This window comes from Shewanella sp. AC91-MNA-CIBAN-0169 (genome assembly GCF_040310165.1).
Lineage (GTDB): Bacteria > Pseudomonadota > Gammaproteobacteria > Enterobacterales > Shewanellaceae > Shewanella.
Map to the genome: position 1 here is coordinate 57,342 of NZ_JBEOPM010000002.1, position 26,619 is coordinate 83,960.

25 protein-coding genes are annotated in these 26,619 nt (G+C 40.1%); 15 read left to right on the forward strand and 10 right to left on the reverse strand.

The window, feature by feature from the left end:
• Positions 1-142 precede the first annotated feature (142 nt).
• A complete protein-coding gene (smpB, locus tag AAEY98_RS02670; protein ID WP_011636568.1) occupies positions 143-631 on the reverse strand; it encodes an SsrA-binding protein SmpB in 489 nt (162 codons plus the stop codon).
• 252 nt (positions 632-883) lie between these two features.
• Here smpB and AAEY98_RS02675 point away from each other — a divergent pair, with 252 nt between their 5' ends.
• Both AAEY98_RS02675 and AAEY98_RS02680 read left to right on the forward strand, forming a co-directional pair.
• Positions 884-1,318, forward strand: a complete 435-nt coding sequence (locus AAEY98_RS02675) for an SRPBCC family protein (protein WP_162022595.1) — start codon at positions 884-886, stop codon at positions 1,316-1,318.
• Positions 1,311-1,646 carry an RnfH family protein gene (locus AAEY98_RS02680; RefSeq protein WP_101085549.1) on the forward strand — a complete coding sequence of 112 codons (336 nt, stop codon included), beginning with the start codon at positions 1,311-1,313 and terminating at the stop codon, positions 1,644-1,646. The genes AAEY98_RS02675 and AAEY98_RS02680 overlap by 8 nt, the downstream gene beginning before the upstream one ends.
• A 115-nt stretch (positions 1,647-1,761) precedes the next feature.
• On the opposite strand, the gene AAEY98_RS02685 is transcribed toward AAEY98_RS02680, so the two are convergent.
• Positions 1,762-2,271 carry an outer membrane protein assembly factor BamE gene (locus tag AAEY98_RS02685; RefSeq protein ID WP_101085547.1) on the reverse strand — a complete coding sequence of 170 codons (510 nt, stop codon included), beginning with the start codon at positions 2,269-2,271 and terminating at the stop codon, positions 1,762-1,764.
• 318 nt (positions 2,272-2,589) lie between these two features.
• On the opposite strand from AAEY98_RS02685, the gene AAEY98_RS02690 reads away from it, so the two are divergent.
• The 6 genes from AAEY98_RS02690 (at position 2,590) to AAEY98_RS02715 (ending at position 12,076) form a co-directional block, all read left to right on the forward strand.
• Positions 2,590-3,426, forward strand: a complete 837-nt coding sequence (locus AAEY98_RS02690; protein WP_350999947.1) for an SAM-dependent methyltransferase — start codon at positions 2,590-2,592, stop codon at positions 3,424-3,426.
• Positions 3,427-3,739: 313 nt separating this feature from the next.
• Positions 3,740-3,952 carry a hypothetical protein gene (locus AAEY98_RS02695; RefSeq protein ID WP_101085543.1) on the forward strand — a complete coding sequence of 71 codons (213 nt, stop codon included), beginning with the start codon at positions 3,740-3,742 and terminating at the stop codon, positions 3,950-3,952.
• A 7-nt stretch (positions 3,953-3,959) separates the two neighbouring features.
• On the forward strand, positions 3,960-5,705 hold the full coding sequence (locus AAEY98_RS02700; RefSeq protein WP_157822770.1) for a GGDEF domain-containing protein: 1,746 nt from the start codon (positions 3,960-3,962) through the stop codon (positions 5,703-5,705).
• Between the two features lie 1,333 nt (positions 5,706-7,038).
• Complete coding sequence (gene aceB, locus AAEY98_RS02705) at positions 7,039-8,691, forward strand: malate synthase A (protein ID WP_351014834.1); 1,653 nt, start codon at positions 7,039-7,041, stop codon at positions 8,689-8,691.
• A gap of 90 nt (positions 8,692-8,781) precedes the next feature.
• Positions 8,782-10,098 (forward strand): isocitrate lyase, encoded by a 1,317-nt coding sequence (gene aceA, locus AAEY98_RS02710; protein ID WP_351014836.1) that lies wholly within the window; start codon positions 8,782-8,784, stop codon positions 10,096-10,098.
• A gap of 523 nt (positions 10,099-10,621) precedes the next feature.
• Complete coding sequence (locus AAEY98_RS02715) at positions 10,622-12,076, forward strand: HDOD domain-containing protein (RefSeq protein ID WP_162024296.1); 1,455 nt, start codon at positions 10,622-10,624, stop codon at positions 12,074-12,076.
• Between the two features lie 117 nt (positions 12,077-12,193).
• Here AAEY98_RS02715 and AAEY98_RS02720 read toward each other — a convergent pair whose 3' ends face one another.
• From AAEY98_RS02720 to AAEY98_RS02735, 4 genes are all read right to left on the reverse strand, one after another.
• Positions 12,194-12,799 (reverse strand): nuclear transport factor 2 family protein, encoded by a 606-nt coding sequence (locus AAEY98_RS02720; protein ID WP_101085535.1) that lies wholly within the window; start codon positions 12,797-12,799, stop codon positions 12,194-12,196.
• Between the two features lie 49 nt (positions 12,800-12,848).
• On the reverse strand, positions 12,849-13,673 hold the full coding sequence (locus tag AAEY98_RS02725) for a M90 family metallopeptidase (RefSeq protein WP_351014838.1): 825 nt from the start codon (positions 13,671-13,673) through the stop codon (positions 12,849-12,851).
• Between the two features lie 360 nt (positions 13,674-14,033).
• A complete protein-coding gene (locus tag AAEY98_RS02730; RefSeq protein ID WP_351014840.1) occupies positions 14,034-14,456 on the reverse strand; it encodes a hypothetical protein in 423 nt (140 codons plus the stop codon).
• Positions 14,416-15,162, reverse strand: coding sequence for an AAA family ATPase (locus AAEY98_RS02735; protein ID WP_101085529.1), 747 nt, complete (start codon positions 15,160-15,162; stop codon positions 14,416-14,418). The genes AAEY98_RS02730 and AAEY98_RS02735 overlap by 41 nt, the downstream gene beginning before the upstream one ends.
• A 747-nt stretch (positions 15,163-15,909) precedes the next feature.
• Here AAEY98_RS02735 and AAEY98_RS02740 point away from each other — a divergent pair.
• The gene (locus AAEY98_RS02740) at positions 15,910-16,122 is read left to right on the forward strand and encodes a DUF3820 family protein (RefSeq protein WP_041413444.1); all 213 of its coding nucleotides are present in this window, start codon (positions 15,910-15,912) and stop codon (positions 16,120-16,122) included.
• Positions 16,123-16,345: 223 nt separating this feature from the next.
• Here AAEY98_RS02740 and AAEY98_RS02745 read toward each other — a convergent pair whose 3' ends face one another.
• The 4 genes from AAEY98_RS02745 to AAEY98_RS02760 all read right to left on the reverse strand — a co-directional run bounded on the left by AAEY98_RS02745 (position 16,346) and on the right by AAEY98_RS02760 (position 20,391).
• A complete protein-coding gene (locus AAEY98_RS02745) occupies positions 16,346-16,849 on the reverse strand; it encodes a GNAT family N-acetyltransferase (protein WP_351014842.1) in 504 nt (167 codons plus the stop codon).
• 57 nt (positions 16,850-16,906) lie between these two features.
• On the reverse strand, positions 16,907-17,209 hold the full coding sequence (locus AAEY98_RS02750; RefSeq protein WP_059747853.1) for a hypothetical protein: 303 nt from the start codon (positions 17,207-17,209) through the stop codon (positions 16,907-16,909).
• A gap of 174 nt (positions 17,210-17,383) precedes the next feature.
• On the reverse strand, positions 17,384-19,120 hold the full coding sequence (locus tag AAEY98_RS02755; protein WP_182743951.1) for a bifunctional metallophosphatase/5'-nucleotidase: 1,737 nt from the start codon (positions 19,118-19,120) through the stop codon (positions 17,384-17,386).
• Between the two features lie 221 nt (positions 19,121-19,341).
• On the reverse strand, positions 19,342-20,391 hold the full coding sequence (locus AAEY98_RS02760; RefSeq protein ID WP_351015122.1) for a CNNM domain-containing protein: 1,050 nt from the start codon (positions 20,389-20,391) through the stop codon (positions 19,342-19,344).
• A gap of 147 nt (positions 20,392-20,538) precedes the next feature.
• On the opposite strand from AAEY98_RS02760, the gene rlmN reads away from it, so the two are divergent.
• From rlmN to AAEY98_RS02790, 6 genes are all read left to right on the forward strand, one after another.
• The gene (gene rlmN / locus AAEY98_RS02765) at positions 20,539-21,660 is read left to right on the forward strand and encodes a dual-specificity RNA methyltransferase RlmN (RefSeq protein ID WP_011636587.1); all 1,122 of its coding nucleotides are present in this window, start codon (positions 20,539-20,541) and stop codon (positions 21,658-21,660) included.
• A gap of 31 nt (positions 21,661-21,691) precedes the next feature.
• Complete coding sequence (gene pilW, locus AAEY98_RS02770) at positions 21,692-22,477, forward strand: type IV pilus biogenesis/stability protein PilW (protein WP_101085522.1); 786 nt, start codon at positions 21,692-21,694, stop codon at positions 22,475-22,477.
• Positions 22,477-23,454 (forward strand): RodZ domain-containing protein, encoded by a 978-nt coding sequence (locus tag AAEY98_RS02775; protein WP_192114488.1) that lies wholly within the window; start codon positions 22,477-22,479, stop codon positions 23,452-23,454. Before pilW ends, AAEY98_RS02775 begins: the two co-directional genes overlap by 1 nt.
• A 31-nt stretch (positions 23,455-23,485) precedes the next feature.
• Positions 23,486-24,601, forward strand: coding sequence for a flavodoxin-dependent (E)-4-hydroxy-3-methylbut-2-enyl-diphosphate synthase (gene ispG, locus AAEY98_RS02780; protein ID WP_101085518.1), 1,116 nt, complete (start codon positions 23,486-23,488; stop codon positions 24,599-24,601).
• A 95-nt stretch (positions 24,602-24,696) separates the two neighbouring features.
• Positions 24,697-25,971, forward strand: coding sequence for a histidine--tRNA ligase (gene hisS, locus AAEY98_RS02785; RefSeq protein WP_350999927.1), 1,275 nt, complete (start codon positions 24,697-24,699; stop codon positions 25,969-25,971).
• A 26-nt stretch (positions 25,972-25,997) separates the two neighbouring features.
• Positions 25,998-26,618 (forward strand): tetratricopeptide repeat protein, encoded by a 621-nt coding sequence (locus AAEY98_RS02790; protein ID WP_182743949.1) that lies wholly within the window; start codon positions 25,998-26,000, stop codon positions 26,616-26,618.
• Position 26,619 lies beyond the last annotated feature (1 nt).

Sequence of the window (26,619 nt, forward strand, 5' to 3'; positions counted from 1 at the left end):
TGAGTTAACTATAACGCTTTGTTAGATGAATACCTAGTATCCATTAACAAAATATAATCGTTTGTTCACTATCTGTTCGTTATAGGCCTATGTTCAATAACAACTTATCAATTTTAATCGTTTCAGTGGCCTATCAACGAGATTAAGCGTTTTCTTTGTCTTTTTTCATTACGCGAGCTTTTTCAATTTTCCACTCACGTTCTTTGGTATCTTCACGTTTATCGTGATCTTTTTTACCTTTACCTAAGCCAATTTCGACTTTTACCCAGGCACCTTTGCGCCAGTACATTGATAATGGTACCAAGGTGTAGCCTTGACGCTCAATTAGGCCGGCAAGTTTGTCAATTTCACTGCGCTTTAATAGCAGTTTTTTGGTTCTGATTGGATCGCATATTACATGGGTTGAAGCGGTATTAAGTGGTTGAATAGTACAACCATGCATAAAGGCTTCACCCTCTTTAATATAGACATAACAATCAGATAAATTTACTTTACCCATGCGAATGGACTTAACTTCCCAGCCCATAAGTTGTAATCCCGCTTCGATTTTGTCTTCTATGCGGTATTCAAAGGTCGCGCGTTTATTGCGTGCGATGCTCGCTGAGGCGTTTGCTGATTTCTTTTTTACCATTATTATTACCGTTCTGATTGCCGTTATTGACCTGAAGGATGGTGCTGGACAACCCGCAGTGAGCCCATTTGATAAACTCTATTATGCTAATACTATTAACTAATAGATATGGGGGAGATTTTTGATATTTCAACGATTATACCCAGTTTCTTGGTGATTGTGTTATTTCCAACGTGATTTAACGCTCTCGGAGATGCCTTTTTTATTTAACGTGATAAAATCGCACTATTGTATTAACGATAGTGATGTCAGATGCCCAAGATTTCCAAAAGTATGCTGGTTAGATTTAGTGCCTTACAGATGTATGATTTAGTCAATGATGTTGAATCGTATCATGCTTTTCTACCGGGATGTGTCGGTGGTAAGGTGCTTGAGTTTGATGGTCAAACCATGGTGGCGTCGGTTGATGTTAGTAAGGCGGGGATCAGTAAAACATTTACCACCCGCAATCAAGTGATCCAAGCTAAATCGATTTCACTTGAATTGGAAAATGGCCCGTTTAAGTATATGCATGGCTTGTGGAAATTTACTGAGCTTACCGAAGATGCCTGTAAAGTTGAATTTGATTTAGACTTCGAATTTTCAAACATGCTGGTTGATATGGCGTTTGGCAAAGTGTTTAAAGATTTGATGTCGTCAATGGTAATGGCATTTACTGACAGGGCAAAGGTGATTTATCGTGATTAATGAAACAGAAAAGTTCTCGGTAGATGTTATTTATGCATTGCCAAAACAGCAGAAAATTATTTCGGTGATGGTGTCGCCAGGCACTACATTCATTGAAGCCGTTAAGCAAAGTGATATTGTTAAATTTTTTCCGGAGATTAACCTTGAAGAGGTTAAGCTTGGGGTGTTTAGTCGCCAGGCCAAACATGATGAGGTACTCGTTCCTGGGCAACGTGTTGAAATATATCGCCCGTTAATTGCAGATCCTAAAGATGTTCGTCGTAAGCGTGCCGAAAAAGCCAAAGACGAAGGTCGTATTAATAAAATCACCGGTGCTAAAGTCAATTAACTTACCACCAGTAAGGTGATGGATTAAGTTTTTAGGTGGTTATATAATAAAAAAGCAGGACTCTCGTTAGAGGTCCTGCTTTTTTATTGGCATAAATCACATGTTATCGTGTGGCTTATGTTGGTGCATTATCATTATCATTTTCGGCCTGGTTTTTTAACGCAGGACGTAGCTCTTCAACTAAAGGTTTCGCATCTGGACGAACTTCTGGTAATAAAGGCTTAAGATCCTGTTCGTTAACTGAAGGCAACGAGCTTTCATCAAGTGGAGTATTAAATTCTGCACTTAGGTCATAATCACCAGCAACACTTGAAATCTTGTCGCCATTAAAGTGAATGATCAACTCTTTATGAGTAATGCTAGCATCTCGACCACTTTTAAAATGGTACACATAATACCAAGTGTCATCGGAGAAGCTGTCGCGCAATACTGGACGACCTAAAATATATTCTGCTTGCTCTTTAGTCATGTCGACACGAAGTTTTTCAACTTGCTGTGTTTCCATGTAGTTGCCTTGTGGCACATCTGGCTTGTAAATCAACCAATCAAACACACTGCATCCGCTAAGAGATAATGAAAGCGCTACTGCGCTTACAAGGGTAAGACTTTGTTTTTTGTTTATCATTGTCTGCGCTACTTCCTAAATTCTGTCGGTCATCATACCCAAGCAGTCCCTATGCTGACAAGGGTCTATTAGAAGATGTTGTGGTTTTGAGTCAATTTAGCGGTTGAAGTTCCATTTTCTTCGATAAATAAATTTAGAGTAAATTTTCATTTTTATTTAACATTGTACAAAAAATGTTGGTAGGATGTTGCTCAATTTATGATTTAGATGCCCTAGTTAACGTTTAATAATGTCAAGTGCTATTAATGCATAAGTTATTGATAATTTTATTTTATGCTTTTATTTTGCGTTGTAATTATTTCAAAATAAGAAACCACGATGACGAGACAACAATCACCGATAGCAACATTAACCAGTGTAAAGAAAGGTAACCTTGTTTGTGTTGGCACGGGATTACAGCTTGCAGGGCAAATAGGTGCATTAAGTTTGAGTTATATAGAGCATGCTGATGTGGTCTTTTCGTTAGTGCCCGATGGTTTTTCTGAACGTTGGTTAATGTCGCTTAATTCAGATGTTCGCTCGCTTCAACCTTATTATGCTCAACACGATGAGGTAAAAAATCGTCGTGATACTTATGCCGAAATGGTTGACGCTATCTTAGACGAAGTTCGCTTAGGCAAGTTAGTTGTATGTGCCTTATATGGCCATCCTGGGGTATTTGCTTGCGTAGCGCATTGGTCGATTAAACAGGCCCGCAGTGAAGGTTTGGACGCTAGCATGTTACCGGGTATTTCAGCTGAAGCTTGTTTGTGGGCTGATTTAGGCATTGACCCAGGCAATAGTGGTCATCAAAGCTTTGAAGCGACTCAGTTCATGCTTTATCACCACGTTCCGGATCCTACAACGCATCTTTTACTTTGGCAGATTGCTCTTGCGGGTGAACATACCTTAACTCAATTTAGTAGCACTAAAGATAAATTACAGATTTTGGTTGAACACTTAAATCAGTGGTATCCGCTGAATCATGAAGTGATTATATATGAAGCAGCAAATTTGCCATTTCAATCACCTGTTATAGAGCGCATGCCGTTATATGTATTGCCAGAGGCTAAACTAACGACGATTAGCACATTGTTAATTCCTCCAGCGCGTCCAATGACGCTTAACCATGAGATGTTAGCCAAATTAGGTATCGCCGAAGCAGATATTGGCTAAGTATTTTTATGGCTGTTCACAAATGAGGTAATAAAGTAATAGTATGCTTTAAACCGCCGTACTTTTATCGACAAGCTATTAATGGTGATTATTGGATGTAAATGATTCAATCTTAGCGAAATTGATATAGTTTTTATTGATAAAAAGATGTTAATGGGCAATTTTGTGTAGAGATTTGCAATAAAACAATTGGTTACGACGTTTTTTGTCGACGGAACGACCCAGTAAAGTTAAAGTTGTTACCAATGATAATCACATAGATGTAAATTTAAGTCGCTAATTACAAATATAATCTAGAATATAAGGTTACGATATGTCTAACATGAATACATTTTTTACTAAGCTTGGAACGGACGCCGCTTTATTGGAAGCATATAAGCTTGATCCACGTGGTGTAATGAAATCAAATGGATTAACACAAGAAGAGATTGAAGCTGTGATGTCAGGAGATAAAGCACGTGTTAGCCAGTTGTCTGGTGATAAAGAAATGGCCATGTATATGATTATAAGTAATCCGACAGAGTAATTATTTTTTGCCTCAAATATTGATGTGTTTTTTTATTATCATCGTGTTGCTTTTTAGCCGCGCGGCGATAGCTGACAACATCGATTATGATAAAGAACTCGACACTATTGAACAATCTTTGAAGACTGATATTGGTTATGCCATTGAAAAGATTGATACCGCGTTATCCTCTGAATCGTTACTCACCTCACCACAGCATAGCCGTCTGTATATGTTGCTAGGTACAAAAGATCTTTATTTAGGTCATTTTGTCGAAGCAGATAAAGCTTTCGATGAAGCACTGACATACGGACCACTTGGTGAAGAACTCACCAATATTTATTTATTGAAAATCACTGCAAATATCGGCTTGAGTAATTATCAAAAAGCTTTTGCTCTTTTAGAGGATAACCTTTCTCGTATCGACAGTTATCAAGATCAAAGTATCAAAATAATGTCCTATATTCGCTTGATGAATGTGTATTTACAGCTTAACGCTTATGAGGAAATGCTACGTATCGCGCAATTAGCACTGAGTCTAAACCAAGGTAAAGACCCAAAAAGTGAATGTTTTTCGATGTTATATCATTCAGTTGCTCATTTAAAGCTAGCCCACTTTGATCAAGCCGAGACGTTCTTTAAAGACACTCAACTTTATTGTAAAAATCATGGTTTTCCATTGATTGAGATTATGTCAATTAAGGGGCAAGGTAATGTTTTGTTTGATAAGGGCTTATATGCTGAAGCAGAACCATTTTATCTAGTGGCTTTAGAGCGCTACCAGAAGTTTAAATTTCAAATTGAGATTAACGAAATACAGTCTTATTTGAGCTCGATATATTTCCATCTGGGTGATTATCAGCAAGCCGATATGTTTGCGCAGTTAGTTAATGCTTTACCCAATAAGCCCAGTAATATGCAGGTAAAAAAACGTGTTAGCGAAATACTGTCTTTAATTGCGGGTAAACGTGGTCAGTTCGATAAAGCATACCAATATCAAGTTGTTGCTTCTGCACTTGGTCAGCAATTACTTGATGAACAGAAAGTAAAAGAAAATGCCTACCAAATGGCCCGCTTTGATAGCGTTGAAAAAAATCGTGAGAATACCAGCTTGATCCAAGACCATGAACTTTTGATGAAACAAAAAGATTTATTCATGAAAGAGAAAAGTTCATCGATTATGTTTTCAACATTATTAGTTGGGCTTTCTGTTGGTTTATTATTGTTATTAATATCTGCTTGGATGCAGCGTAATCAATTTATGAAGCAAGCGCAGCGAGATGGATTAACAGGTATCTTTAATCGCCGTACAGGGCAAGAAATGGCAGAAAATGAATTTATTCAAGCTCAAATGCTTGGCGAGTCATTTTCTGTGCTGTTGATGGATTTAGACTTATTTAAAAATATTAATGATCAATATGGTCATGCTACGGGCGATTGGGTATTAAAAAAGGTCACACATGTGATTGGTGAAATGTTAAAGCCGACCCATATATTTACCCGAATGGGTGGGGAAGAGTTTGCTATTTTTATGCCAAAGCAAACTGAAGATATCGCGGTTGAATTTGCCGAACAGGTTCGCCATGCCGTTGCCAATATTAACACCCGTTTCTCAGGGCACGATTTTACTGTCACAGTAAGTTGTGGTGTGAGTAGCGTCGATAAGGATGACCTAAGCCTCGACCCGTTAATTCGCCGTGCCGATTTAGCGCTTTATAAGGCTAAACATAACGGTCGAAATTGCGTCATCTGTTATAACGACGCCATCAAATAACGATAACCCTCTAGCTGACTGTATATCCCTCCCGTGTATTACCTTGAGTAAAGTAAATCAACATATGCTAAACCAGCTTGTGATAGCAGCTAAACGCTGACACTACGGCAGTTGTGAACGTTACAGTGCACTGGACAAGGAAAGTTAATCAAAGCTTTTTTATCAGCGTAATTTGCGCTATTAATTTATCACAGACACGCCATAAGTGCGCCTTGTTAGTCGAGCAACGAGTAAGTTGGATAGTGCAGATTTGAAACAATCTCTTTTTATCGCGCAACCCCATCGTTTATTCTGAGTTAATATTATGCATTTATGGTCTGCACCAAATTGCTTCAAGGTAAAATCCTCCGCTACAAATGCTAACGCTATGTCCGTCTCATTTATCACTTACAACATGTGTTAACTCCATACATTCATCACCGTTTGCGTTACCTTGTTGGCCACTCTATTTGAGCTAGAGCTGAATCATTAGCGATTTATCAATAAACGACAATTAACATACTGTGAGCGAAGCTTGGTTATTATTGGCATATTCCGCCCAGAGCAGATCACCGTTTGTTACTTGTTGCTGCACCATTTTGGTTCTCTATTGCCCCATTTATGAAGTTTTTTCAATTATTTTTAAAAAAATTGAATTTTATTTAAAAAAAACCAATCTACTTGAGCTTGTTGATCGGGTGACGTAACTCACATTTTAAGCCGTCGCGGCGGCTTATTTTATTCCGTTTACGTAAACGTAAATTTAAAACAGTTGTTTAAATTTAATGGTTAATTACCTAATTTTAACTATCTGTTTTTAAAGATTAAAACCTTATTACGTATAGGTAAGCTAGAAACGTTACAAAATTGTTTAATTCAATAGCATAGACTAAAGTTTTGTAAATATAATTATACACCAAGTAATAATATTACAACCTTTTTTACCATTATCATTTGCTGGTCAATTGGTAAGATGAATTTCAGATGGCCAATTTAAAGTATAAGCTCTATTTTATTATTGTGTTTAATATCATTTATTTAAGTATGTATTTCTCGGTTGGTAAGACCATTTTATGTGATCTGTAACACTGGTTTTTAAGTCGTTTTGGTAAAGTGAAGACTGTTGCAATTACAAACGTTTTTGGTTAGTTTTTAGTACGAAACAGACATTTGAAAGTTTTTGGTAAACAGTCAGCTTCAGTTAAATGTTATTAGAAATGGTTTATTTGAACGCGAATATATACGCCGATGAGTTGGTATAGATAAGCGTGATAAGTAGACAGTAGATAACGTCACTACACAGTGAAGCATGACAACCGATATCAAAACAGACAGCATTTAGGGAGCCATTATTATGACGGCAGAACAATTAGTAGCTCAATACAGTAAGTCCACAGCAAATGCTGATGATTCGATTAAAACCGATCTCACGTTTATTGGTCCCACTGTCAACGGGCAAGAAGACGTTTTTAACTCTGGCGCTGTGGCTTTCCTTGATTCATTATGTGCAAAGTTTGTTGATGAAGTACCTGAGCTATTAGCTAAGCGTAAACAAAAACAAGCTCGTATTGATAATGGTGAGTTGCCTGATTTTTTACCTGAAACTCGTGCAATACGTGGTGGTGATTGGACTATCCGTGGCATGCCTGATGATCTCACCGACAGACGTGTTGAAATTACTGGCCCCGTTGACCGTAAAATGATCATCAATGCTTTAAACGCCAATGTAAAAGTGTTTATGGCAGACTTTGAGGATTCATTAGCACCGAGTTGGCAAAAAATTGTCGAAGGACAAATTAACCTTCGTGATGCCGTTCGTGGCGATATTGAACTAACCGTTCCTGAAACCGGTAAGCATTATTCGTTAAACCCTGACCCTGCAGTGTTAATTGCTCGTGTACGTGGTTTGCATCTTATTGAAAAGCACATTGAATACAAAGGCAAACCTATTCCTGGTGGGTTAGTCGATTTTGCTATGTACTTTTACCATAATTATCGTCAACTTTTAGCTAAAAAATCTGGACCTTACTTTTATATTCCTAAGTTAGAAAGCCATGTGGAAGCGCGTTGGTGGGCAAAAATGTTTGCCTTTGTAGAAGAGCGTTTTTGCTTACAGCCTGGCACGATTAAATGTACTTGTTTAATTGAAACATTACCTGCGGTATTTGAAATGGAGGAGATTCTTTATGAACTTCGTTCAAACATTGTCGCGCTGAATTGTGGTCGTTGGGATTATATATTCAGCTACATCAAAACCTTAAAGAACTATCCGGACCGTGTACTACCCGACCGTCAAGCGGTAACGATGGATACTAAATTTTTAAGTGCTTATTCACGTCTATTGATAAAAACTTGCCATAAACGTGGCGCATTAGCCATGGGCGGTATGGCAGCATTTATTCCTGCTAAAGATGAAGCGACTAACGAACTGGTACTGCAAAAAGTGCGTGGCGATAAAGAGTTAGAGGCTCGCAATGGCCATGACGGTACTTGGGTCGCACATCCTGGTTTAGCCGACACCGCAATGAAAATTTTCAATGATTACATCGGTGGCGATAGAACCAATCAATTACACATTACTCGTGATGTCGATGCACCAATTTTAGCCAGCGAGTTACTTGAGCCTTGTCAAGGCGAGCGAACTGAAGCAGGCATGCGTTTGAACATTCGTATTGCGTTGCAGTACATCGAAGCGTGGATCCAGGGCAATGGTTGCGTACCGATTTACGGTTTGATGGAAGATGCTGCCACGGCTGAAATATCGCGCACTTCTATTTGGCAATGGATCCAGCATGGTAAAAGTTTATCCAACGGCAAACTGGTCACTAAAGCATTGTTTAAAGACATGTTGAAAGAAGAAATGGCCAACGTGAAAGAGGAACTTGGTGCAGAGCGCTTTAAAGCAGGTGAGTTCGTCAAAGCGGCAACATTATTTGAACAAATTACTACCTCTGATGAGCTAGTCGATTTCTTAACATTACCAGGATATGAACTGTTAACGGCGTAATGTCGGATAACGATATTAATTACAACACTACTGAATTAGGCAAAGTTGAATGATTCACTTTGCCACCTTCATACAGTAAGGATCGACATTATGACTACACAACTTACTCGTCAGCAACAGGTTGATACAATTAAGAAAGATTGGGCTGAAAATCCACGTTGGAAATCGGTTAAGCGTCCTTTTACTGCAGAAGAAGTTGTTGCTTTACGTGGATCTGTTGTACCAGAAAACACCATTGCTAAAATGGGTGCAGCAAGATTGTGGGAATTGGTTAACGGCGGCGCTAAAAAGGGCTACGTAAACTCATTAGGTGCGTTAACGGGTGGTCAAGCAGTACAACAAGCAAAAGCGGGTATTGAAGCGATTTACTTATCAGGCTGGCAGGTAGCTGCTGACGCTAACTTAGCGGGCACTATGTATCCAGATCAATCACTTTACCCAGCAAACTCAGTGCCAGCAGTAGTGAGCCGTATTAATAACTCATTTCGCCGTGCTGACCAAATTCAATGGGGCAAAGAAGTAAATCCTGGTGATGACAACTACACTGATTATTTTCTACCTATCGTTGCTGATGCAGAAGCCGGTTTTGGTGGTGTATTGAATGCATTTGAACTAATGAAGTCGATGATTGATGCTGGTGCTGCAGGTGTTCACTTTGAAGACCAATTAGCGTCTGTTAAGAAGTGTGGTCACATGGGCGGTAAAGTGCTCGTACCAACTCAAGAAGCGGTGCAAAAGTTAGTTGCTGCACGTTTAGCGGCAGATGTTAGTGGCGTTGATACCTTAGTTATTGCACGTACTGATGCTAATGCTGCTGATTTAATGACTTCTGATTGTGATGAATATGACCGTGAATTTGTTACCGGTGAACGTACTAACGAAGGTTTCTACCGTGTTCGAGCTGGTTTAGACCAAGCAATCTCACGTGGTCTTGCTTATGCTCCTTATGCTGATTTAATTTGGTGTGAAACAGCTAAACCTTGTCTTGAAGAAGCGAAGAAATTTGCTGATGCCATTCATGCAAAATACCCCGATCAACTATTAGCTTATAACTGTTCACCTTCGTTCAACTGGAAGAAGAATTTAGATGATGTAACGATTGCTAAATTCCAGCAAGAGCTGTCTAACATGGGTTATAAGTATCAGTTCATCACGTTAGCGGGCATTCATAACATGTGGTACAACATGTTCGATTTAGCCTATGACTATGCACGTGGTGAAGGCATGAAGCATTATGTTGAAAAAGTACAAGAGCTTGAATTTGCTGCGGCTAAGAAAGGTTATACCTTCGTATCGCACCAGCAAGAAGTGGGTACAGGTTACTTTGATCAAGTGACAACGTGTATTCAAGGCGGTAAATCGTCAGTAACAGCGCTAACGGGCTCTACTGAAGAAGAACAGTTTTAATCGTTAGTCCCAACCGTTTTACAAGTTTGGTCACTTTGTGACTGTTGTAACCCCGTGCGGCTCACCTACAGGTCGTACGGGATTTTTATCCTCATATGATGGTTTATAAGCGAATGCTTAGTTGTTAAACCTGATTGTTTGGATACTTCCTACCCGTAAGTTTTTTCCAACCACACTATTGTGATTGCGGCTCTTGTGAGCCGTTTTTTTTTGCCCAATATTTATCGTTTATGTAGATGTCACTTTTGCGCCCAGATGAATCCCATTTATTTCGAACCACACTTGCTCAAAAATCGCTATTCCTGAATAAAGTGATGTAATAGCGATGTAACATGTCGCTTACTTGTTGTACTAGCATCAGCGAGATTAATTCATCAACCAGTAGGCGCTAGGATATGAGTATTGTTGTTTTGCTTTGATACGTGAGCTAGCTTGAGTGAATAGCAATATCTACAAGACACTGTGATGAAATTGAGTATACTGAAAACAATGTTTGTTATATTTAGGTTAATTTTTGAAGGCGATGACTCAGCAAAAAGGGGCTGATTACTGGACCAAGCGGATTAGTGATCAAGAAATGCCTGCATTATGTTCAACTGTGCGTGATTTAGAAAAGTTGGCAAAAGACGATGTGTCTTCGTTATCTTTGTTAGGTCGAAGTGTCATGCACGACAATGCACTCACCTCGCGTATTTTACGAGTGGCAAACAGCGCCACTTACAATAAAGGTATTAATCCTGTTTCGACCGTTAGCCGTGCAGCGGTAGTATTAGGTTTTGATACTATCCGCAACATATGCATTACCGCAAAACTACTCACCAGTTTACTTGAAAATAAGCACCTGAGCGAAGGTGTCTATCAACGTTTATTAAAACTGATGGCGCAATCTTTTCAAGCGGCGATGCTCGCCAGAATGATGATGAGCGACCGTGGAGAATCGCTACGTGAAGAGGTGTTTATTGCCTCGTTATTGTATCGAATAGGCGAAAGCGCTTTTTGGAGTATGGGCGGTGAATTGACCGAACAGCTTGATAATAAGCTGTTAGCCATTGACAATAAAATTGAACAAAACTCATTGATTCGAGCTGAACTAGGCACCTCTTTTACCCAGCTGACCCAAAGTATTGCCAGAAGCTGGGGCTTAGGTGAAGTGCTGATTAAGTCTTTAGCACAACCCGATGAGCGCATGCCTGAGATCCGTTGTATTTTTTTAGCCGATAAGTTATCAGAAATTGTGTCGCAGCCTAAAGTTAACCCTGAAGAACTGCATAAGCGCCTATCTCAAGCCGCAGAAATGCTAGACATCAGTGTGGATGAATTTACTGAAAAATTTATCGATTGCAGTAAAATAACCCATAAATTAGCCATTGAATATGGTGCCAAAGCCATAGTGTCTTATTTACCGAATACCGCAGACGTATTAGAACATGTCGACTCTCCTGTTGAGCCCACTGAAATTCGGCTAACCAATCAAGGTTATCAGTTAAGTAAATTGAGACAATTAACCCACTATGCAGTGGTTAAAACTGATTTTAATCAAATAATGCAAACCACATTAGAAGGGATGTTAACCGGAGTTGGCTTAGACCGTTGTGGTGTACTGTTACTCTCTCCAAGCCGTAAATTATTACAACCTAGGGTGATGATGGGGGATGGCGCTGAATTGTTGAAACAAGCCTTTGTGATTGAACTAGACGATCCTCGATCGGTTTTCACTCAATGTATAGGGCAAAAAAAGAGTGTGTGGGTCAATGCACCCACCAGTAAAGAATGCAAAGTACAAATTGATGATGTGCTAGTTGAACGCTTTTCTCAAAATGGCTTTTTATTAGCACCACTCTTTGTTGGCCATAAAGTGTTGGGATTATTTTATGCGGACAGGCAGGGATCTGGACGTTGTTTTGAGCAAGAGGATTTCGACAGTTTTACTCACTTTAGTGAACTCGCTAACGTGTGTTTTGGGGTGTCGATGACATAAGGTGGCTATTGAATAGTTTCCAATTCGCTACAATCTGTCTAGTGTCTAGTGAAGCGTTAACTATTCACTATTATGGCGGTCATCATACTCGACAATGGCCACCATATTGTTTAATGGCTATTGCATAATTAAGCTGGTAATACGTTTGGCTTTATCGTTTGGAATTGGAAAACTCAAATGATATTGCGCTATTTTCCATCCTTCAGAAGTTTGTACCAACGCACCAGTACCCCGGCTGATGCCATACGCCGGGCTATAGAGCTGCTCGTCAAATACAATGGTATCGTCAATTTGTAACAAGTGACGTGACTTTAAATCGTAACGCCAGCCTTTAGTGGGTTTGGCATAATGCTCAAATTCAACCATATTCCAACGCTCTGAATCATCGGTACCAATAAACACCGCTTGTGGATGATAAAGGCTAAAATAAGTGGTCCAGTCAGCAGCAGCTGCACTTTCATGTAATAAATTTAACAAGGCGCTGACTTCTTGGTTGTCTTTTTCTGATAAGCCTTGGCTATCAATTAACTCATTTTTTTGGCTAATGTCTTTTATAACAGCTTCACTTTCGGAGCTCACTTGCTGACTAACTTGTTTGTTTTTAGGCTCAGTTTGGCTCTGTTCAAGTGTTGATTCTTCGGCTTCACTTGCGTGTAGATCGAAGGCTGCCACTGTCGTCATTAACACGGCAATAAAACCGAGTCGGTGAATGATTGATTGCATAGTATTCCTGTTAACCTAGTAAATTATTATTATGTGTTTTAATACTTTTTTAATGCCAATTTATTGGATCTAGCTGATAAAACTGGCTCAATTCTTTATACAATTGTTGATGCTGTTGGTTAAACTCCACGGGTCGTTCAAAAAACGTTTCACTTATCACTGCAAAAAACTCCGCCGGATTGGTCGCGCCGTAATAGTTAAATAATGACGGGATATGGTGTTGAGCGCAATACTGAAGTTGCTTAAATTCTTGCCCCAATGTGCTAGACCATGAACGATATGAAGTGATATCGCGCAGTGGTGGTGCACCATTAGCTGTTCCATCTTCTTGATCAAGCTGGTGAGCGAATTCGTGTATAACAACATTGCTACCATCAAACGGATCGGCAGCGCCTTCTATAGTGCTGTTCCATGACAATACGACTTTGCCATATTCCCAAGATTCTCCAAGCAACACATTGCGTTGGTTTGATTGTACCCCAGCTAGATCCGTGCGGTTTTTCTCAACGATAAACGCGCTTGGATAGACTAAAATTTGTTTAAGTTTTGGGTAATAGTCAGTTTTACGGTTGAGTAATAATAAACATGCTTGGGCTGCAATCGTCACTTTTACTTCGTCATTGATTTCGAATCCGTCACAACCGATAAATTGTTTCTCATCAATAAATATCTGAATATGCTTTTTGAGTTGAAGTTGCAAATCCGTCGGCATGGCTTTGAAATAAGGAAAACGCTTTTTTAATATATGACGCCATTGAGTGGGAAATGGTTTGCTGGCGACAATGCTACGTTGACGGTTGAGGCGCCATTGGCTACTGACAATCCATGCCACAGCTGTTATTGATATAACGAGTAATATTACAATCGCGATCATAGAAGTGTCCTGGTAGTCGAAGAGGGCGTTAAGATTGTTATCTTAAGCTTATGTATTATCTGAGCTTGCAATTTTTAGCATGGCTCATTTATTTCATTCGCTAGTCGCTGTTTAATACCATGAGTATTTAATGGGGCAGTTTGTTAGCAAATTCAAGCTTTAGGAAAAACTAAATAGCAGTGGGAGCCATAAGTGATAACGTAGTTTGCTTAACGTGTAGGTTGGGATTTTGGTTAAATAAAAGCACTGGCTAGCAAATATTAGTCTCATATTTACTGCCAGTGAAAGGGCGGGGATAAAGTGGTCGTCGTTGTGTTTGGTTAAATTTATGTTCAATTAACTATTTGTCTGCAAAATTAACTATTGGTCTGTAAAGCTAACATCTAACCGTTTTTGTTGTTGTGGAGATAGACTAAAATATTGTGAAATCAACTGCCTGATAAGTTTTGATTTTGCAACTCCTCCCTGCTGACTGAGTAATGCGAGCTGGCTTATTGCCGTTTCACTTAAGGTATAGGTACAACGTCTAAAAGGTTGCGGTTTACTTTTATTGACCGATTTTATTGGCTCTACATGCTGTGGATATTTTCGTTGTAAAAAATCGATTATATTGTTTTGCTTACCTGCATCGCTTGTCATTAGCGTTTGCTTTTCCTCATGTTGAGGACGGTCTTGACCAGCAGCATATAAATCGGCTGCTGCAATAAAGTCATCAATTGATACTGCAATGTTATTGGTGCTTTTACATAACGAAGCGTTTTTCTTGAGATCGGCTAGTCCCATAATTTCCTCTCATCGTGGTCACGTTCGATGCAGTATTGCGCTGTTCAATGAGTTGCTTTGCATCAGTAATGTCGAGTAATTCACAGGCAATATTGCGCATTTCTTCTGCAGCTTTACCTTGGGGTTCTAACTCAAATACTGATAAGCCAGATTCTTCACTGTCGTCGTAAATATTGCGACTGTAGTTAACGGCATCTAATACATTAATGTCATAAGTACGACAGACATCTTTTGCTTCAGTAATTCTGCTTGCCTGGTTCGGTAAACTTGGGCATTGAGTGATCACAAATGATGCTTTCATTTTTGGGTTTATCATCAAACAAGTTGAGACGATATCGTCCATATGGCTGACGGTTTTTAAATCTCGTCGTTTTGGGCGCAATGGCATTAATACATAGGATGCAACTGACATGGTTGCTCTAAGCGCTAGATTATCTTGGCCACCACAATCGACAATAACATAGTCATAATGTTGCTCTAAGCTGAGCAAGTCATTACGAATTTTGCCATACAGCTGCACGCAGTTAATGGCCGGCAATTTTGGGTTGTTGTTCCGAGCTTGGATCCAGTCTGATGTGGTTCGTTGTGGATCGCAGTCGACCATAATCACGCTGGCTTGAACTTCATTGGTTAGGAAGACTGCAATATTTTGCGCAAGGCAGCTTTTACCACTACCCCCTTTTTCACCACCAACTAATATGATCATGGATGTTGCCCTCTCAATATGACTAACTTACACCGTTAAATGTAATTGATACTACACTGTAATAATGGTTATAGATTTAGTCAATTAGCTGATTTTTGACGGTTTTTTATTAATGTCTTTGAGGCGGTAATTTGACTATTTTGACCATAAAGGCAGAAAATTGACAGCAAAGGTTTGCATCCGCCAATGTTAGTGAAAGGTTAAATTTAATAATGACTTGCAGCTGTTATGTGCAAATAACATCGTTGTTTTATGAGGTGTTTTCAATGCATATAAAATATGAATACGTGTTTTATATGCATTAAATGACTATAAATCTATTTTGATATAGCTAATTGATATATTTTAGGGATGCAGCAAAACGAGTTATGTTAAGCTTATATTTGATTCAATCGGTTATTTTACGCTAACCAGTGGTCTTATTATTGTCCGATATAGTCAGTTACAATCGCTTTTGAACTGAGCCTGGGGTGAGTTTGAATAGAGGCGACGATTCATTCAGCATGAGTTTACTCAGGGTTGGTTGATTAATGAGCCGCTAACCTCTCATTAATTAACCCAGTATCAATCATTGTGCATTTCACTCGTTGTACTTTTTTGATGGCCCGTAATGTCAATCGCGTGCATTGTCAGTTCACTTTGCTTAACTTAAAGCAGTTTTGATAAAGGCTTTGAACTGATAAAATAGTTAATGTAATCGGTATTACATTAACCTAATCGATAAACAAAGGCGTGGAGCCATAAGTGATGAATGAGCAGCAATTGTTAGAAGCGATTAATCAAACCATGCCATTTGGTAAATATGCTGGTCGTAAATTACTGCAGTTACCAGAACCTTATTTGGTTTGGTTTCACTCTAAAGGTTTTCCTGAAGGCAAACTTGGTGAGCAACTAGCATTAATGTATGAAGTGAAGCTCAACGGATTGGAAGAAATGCTACAACCTCTGTTAAAGCGGTGAAGCTAGGTAGTAAGCGATGAAGCTGGTAACAAGCGATAACGAACGTAACAGCCTAGAGGCTAGATCGCTACGCTGCTAAATAAAGCGGTCAAAGCGGTCGCTCGTTATCGTCCTAGCTCTACCGCTGTTATAGAATCTAGCCGCGAAGCGTCTTAGCTCCTAGGCTTTTAACGCTCGTTATCGTTTTTATAGCATTCTCGCAGGACTAAGCCCGCCCTAGTAGCTAGTCTATTAACCGTTTTTTCATGTAAAAGCCGGTAAACGTTTGGCCACACTTTTGTTGATAGCTTGTTTGTTGCAAAACAAATCCCATAGCTTCAAACAACGGTTTAGATAAGTATGATGCATCAACACTGAGATAAGGATATGGTTGCTGAAGAGCCCAATGTTGTAAGTGTTTATAGAGTGCGCGGGCGATGCCTTGCTGCTGATAGTCGGGGTGAACGTATAAGCAGTCAATATACCCCTGGTGCTTAAAATGAGTTTCTAGACTAATAAAACCAATAACCTTTTGGTTATCAAGTGCTAACCAGGCTTTATTTCGTTTGTATCGTAGTTGCCAAAATTTAGCCGAACGGGGCGCTGATGACCACGCATTGAGTTTTAAGGTCGGGTATCTTGGATGAATAATGCCTTGTACAGCCGTATGGTATAATTCACTTATTTGAGTTGCATAGGATGCAGAAAAATCAACGATTTGATGAGGTTGATTTATTGAGTTTTTCATAAAAAAGACCAATCGATAAGATTGGCCAATTATGTAAGTTTTTTACGATAAAACGTACTATTTTTTATTAATATTGCCAACAAACATGATTTTATCAAAGGTTCTGTTTAGGCTTGAGCTTTTAAAGTCGCTCATCCACATTTGTTCAGACACTTCTACCTTATCGCCTTTAGCCACTTCAGTTTGCGGACCCGCAGCCCAATATGTTTTGTCAGCTTCTTTTAGTTGAACGTAGGTATAACCGCCACCATTCATGGTGTCGAGTACTTCGCCTTGATGCAAAGCACCTTGTGCCCATACAGAAGAAACACCCATAGCCAAAGTGGCAGCGGCAGCAAATGCAATTAATTTAGCTTTCATGTATGTATTCCTATTTTGCCAAAAATGATAATTAATGAGGATATTAATTCAACCTTTGAACTATTTAACCATCTCTGCTCATTATGGTCTGTGATCTACCGCGAATTATTGTCTTCTATCTGCTGTTAGGTGGTTTCTTTTAGGTATTGTCTTCTAAATATATGAAGTTGCCGTTTAATCGCGATGGCTAATGTAATGTACATTTGTAAACAGTTGTCCCGTAATGAGATGGCCATGTTGACTAACAAAATCGATAAAGGCTTCTGGCAGCGTTTGATTGCTCATCGGTTGCTGCCAGTGGGCATGCAATAATGCATCATAACCTTCCTTACCTGCTGCGGTATAAGAACTTGATACGCCAATATACAACTTATTAGATTCAAGAGTTTGCCATTGATCCTGCTTGTAGATATCAATTTGAGTGATCCGCTGGCCTTTAACTCGCTTACCATCATAGAAGTAGCGTAATCCATAGGGGTAGGGGAAACTGCCCGCACCTGTGCCGACAATACCATTATTGGTAGCGCTATTGATGGACGATTCTAAAGCTTCAATAATATGTTTACCCATAATTTGATACAAGGTTAGGGGTAATTCGAATGGCAAAATGCGGCCAATAACATCGGCAAGTGATAATTGCCCTTTATTGAGTGATTGCCTTACACCTCCCGCATTATGGAGTGCAAAATCGATATTTGGCTCAATGTATTTAGCCGCTTTATACATGCTACGACTCACCCAAGGGGCTATTTCACTGCCATGAGGCAGCTGTTTGCTGGGCAACCTAGTGTGGACAAAGTTTCGAGGTATATGAGCCAGTATTTGGTTTTCTAGCGCATCTAATGATGGGCGGTATTGGCTGTGAATCACCTGATGAATAGCATCATCATGCTTAGCGTCTTTTATGCTTGGGTGATTGAACAACTGCTCGATTAAATCTGCGGCAATAGTACTATCGGCAGGCTGTCCGTCTTTGGTGCTGACATGAATATTGTCATCAAGCATAAAATAGTTATTACCGATAAGTTCGGTTACTTTGCCATTTGAATCAAAATTGATTTGAGCAATACCCAGCGTTTCTGCATATTTTCCGGCATGCAAAATAGGCGTTGAGTTTATGGTTTCTGCGTAAGGAATATCGCTTAAGCCAATGTTGCTCATATTACCTTGGAGAGTATGAGAATGTCCGCCGACAATTAGACTTATGCCGTCGACACAGGCAGCAAGTTCTTGGTCTTGGTCTAAACCTAGGTGGCTTAGTACAATAATATGGTTAATGCCTTGCTGTTTCAGTTTTTGAACTGTTTTACGGGTAGTGTCGATAGCATTAACAAAGTGGGTATCGGGATCCGGCCTAGCAATTAAATGCATTTGATCTAAGGTAATACCAATAATAGCCATTTGGATATCGTGAAATGGCTTTATCAATACTTTTGCTGTCCCGGTGCTGTCATCAAAGTCGTACAACATCGGGTGGCCGTATAATCGACCTGTTTTCTGCCTATCTTCTGCGCTTAAATCCATATTTCCGGCTAATACCGGAAAGTCGATACGGTTCAAAAAGGCCTGCACAGGGCTGTTACCTGCATCGATTTCATGATTACCCAACACCATGGCATCAGGTTTGAGTAAGTTAAGAAGGTGTGCATTGGCCGCACCTTGAAACTCCCTAAAATATAAAGTGCCCTGAAAGCTATCGCCGCCATGTAAAAATAGAAATGGAGTTTGCTCGGCTGCGGCTTGCTGCCTTGTTTGTTCAATTTGGTAACCTAAACGCGCATAGCCACCTGAATGGCCTTCAAGTGTATAAGTGCGTTGCTGGGCTGTCAGGCTAAACTGGACTGGACTAGGTTCGAAGTTAGAATGAGTGTCATTAATATGAGCTATAGATAAACGATAAATATGTGACATTTTTTTCCTCAATATAATGTCACCATCTTATACTAATTTAGCTAAACATGTCATCACTGCGCGTTGTTGTGATCTTTATATTGCAGCTCAAACAACGGAAATGATGGTACTAGTTGGCTGGATATAGCCAATACAGTTTGTATTAAAAAATGCGACCAACAGAATGTTAATAATTGATTTTTTGATTATGTATCCGTGCGCAAGTGGCTTAATTAACCAAGTTAATTATCATCGTATATAACTAAACCTTTATTCTTGATTCGTCGTTGCCACAGCTTACGCGCCAGAGCTTGCATGTTGGGAGCTAAATCCTTTGAATCAACGATTTCTAAACCAATTAAGGTTTCGATGATATCTTCAATTGTCACTATCCCTTCACTTGAGCCATATTCATCAACCACTAATGCCATTTTAGCATTACGTTTTATCATTAATTGAAACAGTGGCAATACTCTTACGGAAGAGGGGACTACAAGTAACGTTTTTAAATGAGTGCCAATTTCGGTATCTGGTGCTTGGCGAGACAGAAGGATAATGTCATTACGATTGACATAACCAATCACATTATCTCGGTCACCTTGGTAAATCGGAAAACGAGTAAACGGGCTCGACAAATATTGGTCGATAAATTGCGCATGAGTGATGTGAGTCGATAATTTAAATATTACCGTTCTGGGGGTCATGATGTCGCTGACGTGCATGTCTTTCATCGATAACATTTGGGTTAAAATTTGTGATTCTTGTTCACTTAACTCACCACTGTCTTTACCCATTTTACTCATCGCGCCGAGCTCTTGACGAATGTATTGACCGTTATTATCTTTGCCTAACAGATTGGTGACTTTTTGAGACATCCAAATTAAAGGCATGGTCATTTTTTCCATCCAGAATAAGCATACCGATACCGATGGCGCCAATTTACGCCAATGATTAGCCCCTAGTGTTTTAGGGATGATTTCTGAGAGGAACAAAATTAAAAAAGTTAGAACAGCAGAGAATACCCCAAGCATTTGACTACCAAACACAATAGCCGCCTGTGCGCCTGCAATAGAAGCACCCATGGTATGTGAGATGGTATTTAGCGTTAGGATAGACACTAAAGGAGAGTCAATATTTTGCTTTTGCTTATCGAGCTGCGCAGCAATAAAGGGGTTAGTTTCTTTTAGGGTTGCGATATAACTTGGAGTGACAGATAAGAGAACTGCTTCAAAAATACTACACAAAAAGGAAATCAAAATAGCAAAAGAAACAATCAATAAAAGGGTTAACATAGTGTGAGTAAAAACTTCCTCGTAGAAGGCCATATAGCCTGCAGTAATACTAACATATCACTAGATGCAGATATACTGGCTAAAACGTGATGCTAACTGTATAATTCGCCGCCCTGTTACAGGTTTTGGTGTTTTGAGGTTAGGCGAATGAGTGTAAAGAAAATCAATTTATTAGATCTTGATCGTAAAGGACTACGGGCGTTGTTCAGTGAGATGGGCGAAAAACCGTTTCGTGCCGATCAGTTAATGAAGTGGGTTTATCACTTTGGTGTTACTGACTTTGAAGAAATGAACAACATAAACAAAGTGTTGCGTACCAAACTTGCAGCGAAATGTGAAATTGTTGCGCCTGAAATTGCGAGTTTTCAAAAGTCGAATGATGGCACTATTAAATTTGCTATCAATGTTGGCCAAGGCCAAGAAGTTGAAACCGTATATATTCCTGAAGAAGACCGCGCGACCTTGTGTGTATCGTCACAAGTCGGCTGCGCTTTAGAATGTACCTTCTGCTCAACGGGCCAACAAGGTTTTAACCGTAATTTAACGGTATCTGAAATTATTGGCCAAGTTTGGCGTGTATCGCAATTTTTAGGTTTCCATAAAGACACTGGCGATCGACCAATTTCTAACGTAGTGATGATGGGGATGGGTGAGCCTTTGCTGAACCTTGCTAACGTGATCCCTGCGATGGATATTATGCTGGATGATTTTGGCTTTAGTTTATCTAAACGTCGAGTGACGTTATCAACCTCTGGTGTAGTACCTGCACTTGATAAATTAGGTGACGCCATTGATGTCGCATTAGCGGTAAGTATTCACGCACCAAATGATGAACTGCGCGATGTGTTGGTTCCAGTTAATAAAAAATATCCATTACAAGAATTTTTAGCGGGTATTCGTCGTTATTTAGAAAAGTCTAATGCAAATCGCGGCCGCGTGACGGTTGAATATGTCATGCTTGATCATATTAATGACAGCACAGACCAAGCGCATGAACTTGCAATTCTAATGAAAGATACTCCATGTAAGATTAACTTAATTCCGTTTAACCCGTACCCTGGTTCTCCTTACGGTCGTTCTTCTAACTCACGCATAGATCGTTTTTCTAAAGTGTTGATGGAACACGGCCTAACTGTGATTGTTCGTAAAACTCGTGGTGATGATATTGATGCTGCTTGTGGCCAACTAGCTGGCGATATTCGTGATAGAACAAAGCGATTAGCAAAAAAACAAATGCAACAGAATCAGATTTCAGTCACAATGGAATAACTCGTTGTTTGCATAGATAATAGGCTTATAAATGAAGCACGGAATGCAAAAGGTTGTTCTGATTACTTTAGTGGCTTTGTCCGTCACTGCTTGTGTTACTGAGCGTACTTACAGTGGTACTGATACCCCTGTAGCAGAGCGTCGGTTTGATAAGCAGGGGGCCGCTAGAGAACGAATGCAACTTGGGTTAACTTATCTAAATCGTGGAAATAGTGAACAAGCCAAGTACAATTTAAATAAAGCTGTTGAATATGCACCGAATATCAGTGAAGTTCATATGGCAATGGCTTATTATTATCAAACAGTTGGTGATATAGAGCGAACAGAAGAGTCATATAAAAAAGCCATTAGCTTGAGTGATGTTACTGGTGATGCACGGAATAACTTTGGGGTGTTTTTGTGTCAGCAAAATAATTTTGTTGAGTCTGAGAAAATGTTTCTTGCGGCGATTGAAACACCTAAATATACCCGTACCGCATCGAGTTATGAAAACTTAGGCGTATGCAGCCGTAAAGCCGGTGATAAAGAAAAAGCGCGACAGTATTTTAATATGGCGTTAAAGTATGATCAAAGACGTAAAGTAACGTTATTAGAATTAACCGAGTTAGCCATGGAAGATGCTGACTACGGCAATGCGCGCGAACAACTCGCAAGATACCATCGAGTTGCTAGCGAATCAGCAGAAAGTTTAGCCTTAGGGATTAAGATTGAGCGGGCGGCGAATGATATAGAAGCCGTAAAACGATTTGGCATTTTACTTATTGCTAAGTTTCCTGCATCTCCACAAGCCAAAAATTATAGAGCTAACTTGAATTAATGACTAAAGAATTCGAAGTAGAACAAGACGTAGAAGAAACGTCATTGTTAAAGGATGTTGTTACTGCTGGCGCCATTTTAAAAGCGGCTCGCGAAGCAAAGGGACTCTCAATTGAGACCGTAGCAACCCAATTGCATTTACGTCCCAAGATTATCAATGATCTTGAAAATGACATTTTTGTTAATATTGCCTCTACCACATATGTTAGAGGTTATATTAAAAATTATGCCCGTGTTGTGAGTGCTGACATTAACCAAATTCAACAATGCTTAAGCCATCAGTTGCCTGAAATTGTTGCGCCTGCGATGCAAAGTTTTTCACGTAAAACGACTCATCAAGCTCGTAATAGTCGTCTTAATTTAGTGACTTATCTTATCGTTGCCGTATTGATTGCCATGTTAGTGTTGTGGTGGGTACAGAAATCATCGTTACTAACCAATGTTGATTTATCGCAGCCTACCGTTGAAGAGATTGCTGCTGAAAGCAACATGCCTGAACCGCAACAGATCATTCGAAGTGGCTCAGTGCAATCTACTGCTAATGATTTAGGTAACGAAGGCAATGATAGTGCAACAGATTCGGCTAACAAGGCAGCAATAGAAGCCGAAGATAAGCTGATTCAAACGGCACAAGATGCAGCCAGTACTGCACAACAATTAGCGGCTAGCAGCAGTGTTACAACTGCTAGTACTGAATCTTCATCAACAACAGACACCAGTTTAACCAGTGGCGAAAGTGTATTAACCATTGAGCTTACCGGTGACTGTTGGGTTAACGTGACTGATGCTAATGGCAAAGTGATGGTTGATGGCGTGAAGAATTCGGCACAACGAATTGAAGTTCGTGGAATAAAACCTTTTAAAGTGATTCTGGGTGCTCCTCAAGTAGCCAGCATCAGCCTCGATGGCAATAATGTCAGTTTAGCTGAGTTTGCCAACGGTCGAGTTGCAAGATTAACCCTGCCTAAAGCGTCATAATGCTTTAGCAACAGCAGTAGAGCATATTTGCATGTATAACGAATCCCCAATTATTCGCAGACCATCAACACGTATCTATGTGGGCAATGTCCCTATTGGTGATGGTGCACCGATTGCTGTTCAATCGATGACGAATACTAAAACTACCGATGTTGCGGCCACCGTGGCGCAAATTCTAGCATTAGAAAAAGTGGGCGCTGATATTGTACGTATTTCAGTACCGACAATGGATGATGCTGAAGCCTTTAAAATTATCAAACAGTCTGTCAATGTGCCATTAGTGGCCGATATTCATTTCGATTATCGTATCGCGCTTAAAGTGGCCGAATACGGTGCAGATTGCCTGCGTATTAACCCAGGTAATATCGGCAATGAAGAACGCATTCGCAGTGTGGTTGAGTGCGCCCGCGATAAAAACATTCCCATCCGTATCGGAGTGAATGGTGGCTCGCTTGAAAAAGACTTAATGGACAAATATCGTGAACCAACACCTGAAGCATTATTTGAGTCAGCGATGCGTCATGTGGATATTTTGGACCGTTTGAATTTCGATCAATTTAAAGTCAGCGTTAAAGCGTCAGATGTATTCCTGGCTGTCGCATCATACCGTCTGCTGGCTAAACAAATTCGTCAACCATTACATTTAGGTATTACCGAAGCCGGTGGGATGCGTGCGGGTTCAGTTAAATCAGCTGTCGGTTTAGGCATGTTATTAGCTGAAGGCATTGGTGATACTTTACGTATTTCGTTAGCGGCCGATCCGGTTGAAGAAATTAAAGTTGGTTTTGATATTTTAAAGTCATTACGTATTCGTAGCCGTGGCATTAACTTTATTGCTTGTCCTTCTTGTTCGCGCCAAGAGTTTGATGTGATTAGTACCGTCAATGAACTCGAACGTCGTCTTGAGGACATTACCACTGCAATGGATGTGTCTATTATTGGTTGCGTAGTCAACGGTCCAGGTGAAGCGTTAGTGGCTGATATCGGCTTAACTGGCGGCCATGCTAAGAGCGGTTATTATGATGACGGAGTGCGTCAAAAAGAGCGCTTTGACAATAAAAATATTGTCGATGGTTTAGAAGCAAAAATCCGCGCTAAAGCCAGCATGATGGCTAATCGCATCGCGATAATCGATAAAACTGAATAATCTTAATCCTGTGCATGGCAACCAAGAGTTGTCGATGTTGAGGGTATATTTACATTTTATTAGCGCAAGCTAATCAAGAAGTGGACACGTTAACAGTGGCAAAGCAAATCCAAGCTATTCGTGGAATGAATGATATTCTGCCTACTCAAAGTCCTTTATGGCAAAAAGTCGAAGCTGTATTGCGCTCATCAGTTAGTGCATTTGGTTACAGTGAAATTCGTACTCCTATTGTAGAAAGTACCGATCTTTTTAAACGCTCTATTGGTGAAGTGACCGATATTGTTGAAAAGGAAATGTACACCTTTGAAGATCGTAACAGTGACAGCTTAACCTTACGCCCTGAAGGCACAGCCTCAACAGTGCGTGCGGGTAACGAACATGGTCTGCTTTACAATCAAGAACAACGTTTATGGTATATGGGACCCATGTTTCGTCATGAGCGCCCGCAAAAAGGTCGTTACCGTCAATTCCACCAGTTTGGCGTTGAAGTTTACGGCATTGGTAGCGCCGATATTGATGCTGAAGTATTAATGTTATCTGCCCGTTTATGGGACTTGTTAGGCATTAAAGAACACGTGGCACTTGAGCTTAATACTTTAGGCGATCCGGCTGAACGTGCCGCTTACCGTGATGCCTTAATTGCATTTTTAGAGCAGCACAAAGACAAGTTAGATGAAGATAGTCAACGTCGCATGTATTCCAATCCATTGCGAGTGCTAGACAGTAAAGATCAGCAAGTGCAGACTCTTTTAGCTGATGCTCCCGCATTGATGGATTATCTTGGTGAAGAGACCAAGACACATTTTTCAACTTTATGTGAACTCTTAGACGCTGTTGGTATCCAATACACCATTAATCCGCGTTTAGTCCGTGGTTTAGATTATTATAACCGCACTGTATTTGAATGGGTTACCACTAGCCTGGGCTCTCAAGGTACAGTATTGGCGGGTGGGCGCTATGACGGCTTAGTCGGCCAACTTGGTGGTAAAGATACCCCAGCTGTTGGTTTTGCAATGGGCCTTGAGCGTATTGTACTATTGCTTGAAACACTTGAGTTAACCAGTGATATTGCCCCAGAAGTTGACGTTTATGTCACTGCAATGGGTGAAAATTGCGTCGTTGAAGCCATTAAAGTGGCTCAAGAGTTGCGTCAACAGTTACCAACACTTAAAGTCATGAGCCATTGCGGTGGTGGCAACTTTAAAAAGCAAATGAAACGTGCCGATAAAAGTGGTGCTCAGTTTGCGTTAATTATTGGTGAAAACGAAATGGCTAATAGCCAAGTCGCTATTAAACCGCTAAGAACAAACGATGAACAACAATTGGTTACGCGTAGTGAACTCGTAGCTAAAATTGCAGAACTGATTTAAGAACAGATTTTAAAGGGGAAGTGCAAGTGGAAATTTATAGCACAGAAGAACAACAAGTAGATGCTATCAAGCAGTTCTGGAAAGATTATGGTACCTCAATTATTGTGGGTGCCGTAGTAGGCCTTGGCGGTCTATATGGTTGGAACGAATATTCAGACATGAAAGTGGCGGCGGCTGAAGAAGCTTCAGAGTCGTTTCAGTCTATCGTGACACAGTCGGCTAACCCTGCTGCGTTATTGGTTCAGGCAGAAAGCTTTGCATCAGAACATGATCAGCAAGGTTATCAAGCATTGCTTGAATTGATGGTAGCAAAGTCAGCGGTTGAAGCGGGTGATTTAGCTAAAGCTGAAGCCTCATTTACTAAGATAATTGCTGCCCAACCAGGTTCTGGTTTGGGTATGGTAGCGATGATTCGTTTAGCACGTATTCAAGCAGAACAAAACAATATAGGCATGGCGTTAGCGACGTTAGATCAAGTGACTGATAAAGCATTTGCTTCACAACGTGAAGAATTGAAAGGCGACTTTTTAGTGCGTCAAGGTGATTTGGATAAAGCCAAATCAGCTTATCAAGCAGCAGTGGATAATGGTGGCGCGTTAGCCAGTCCAGCGCTGACCATGAAATTAGACAATCTAAACAAGGCATAAG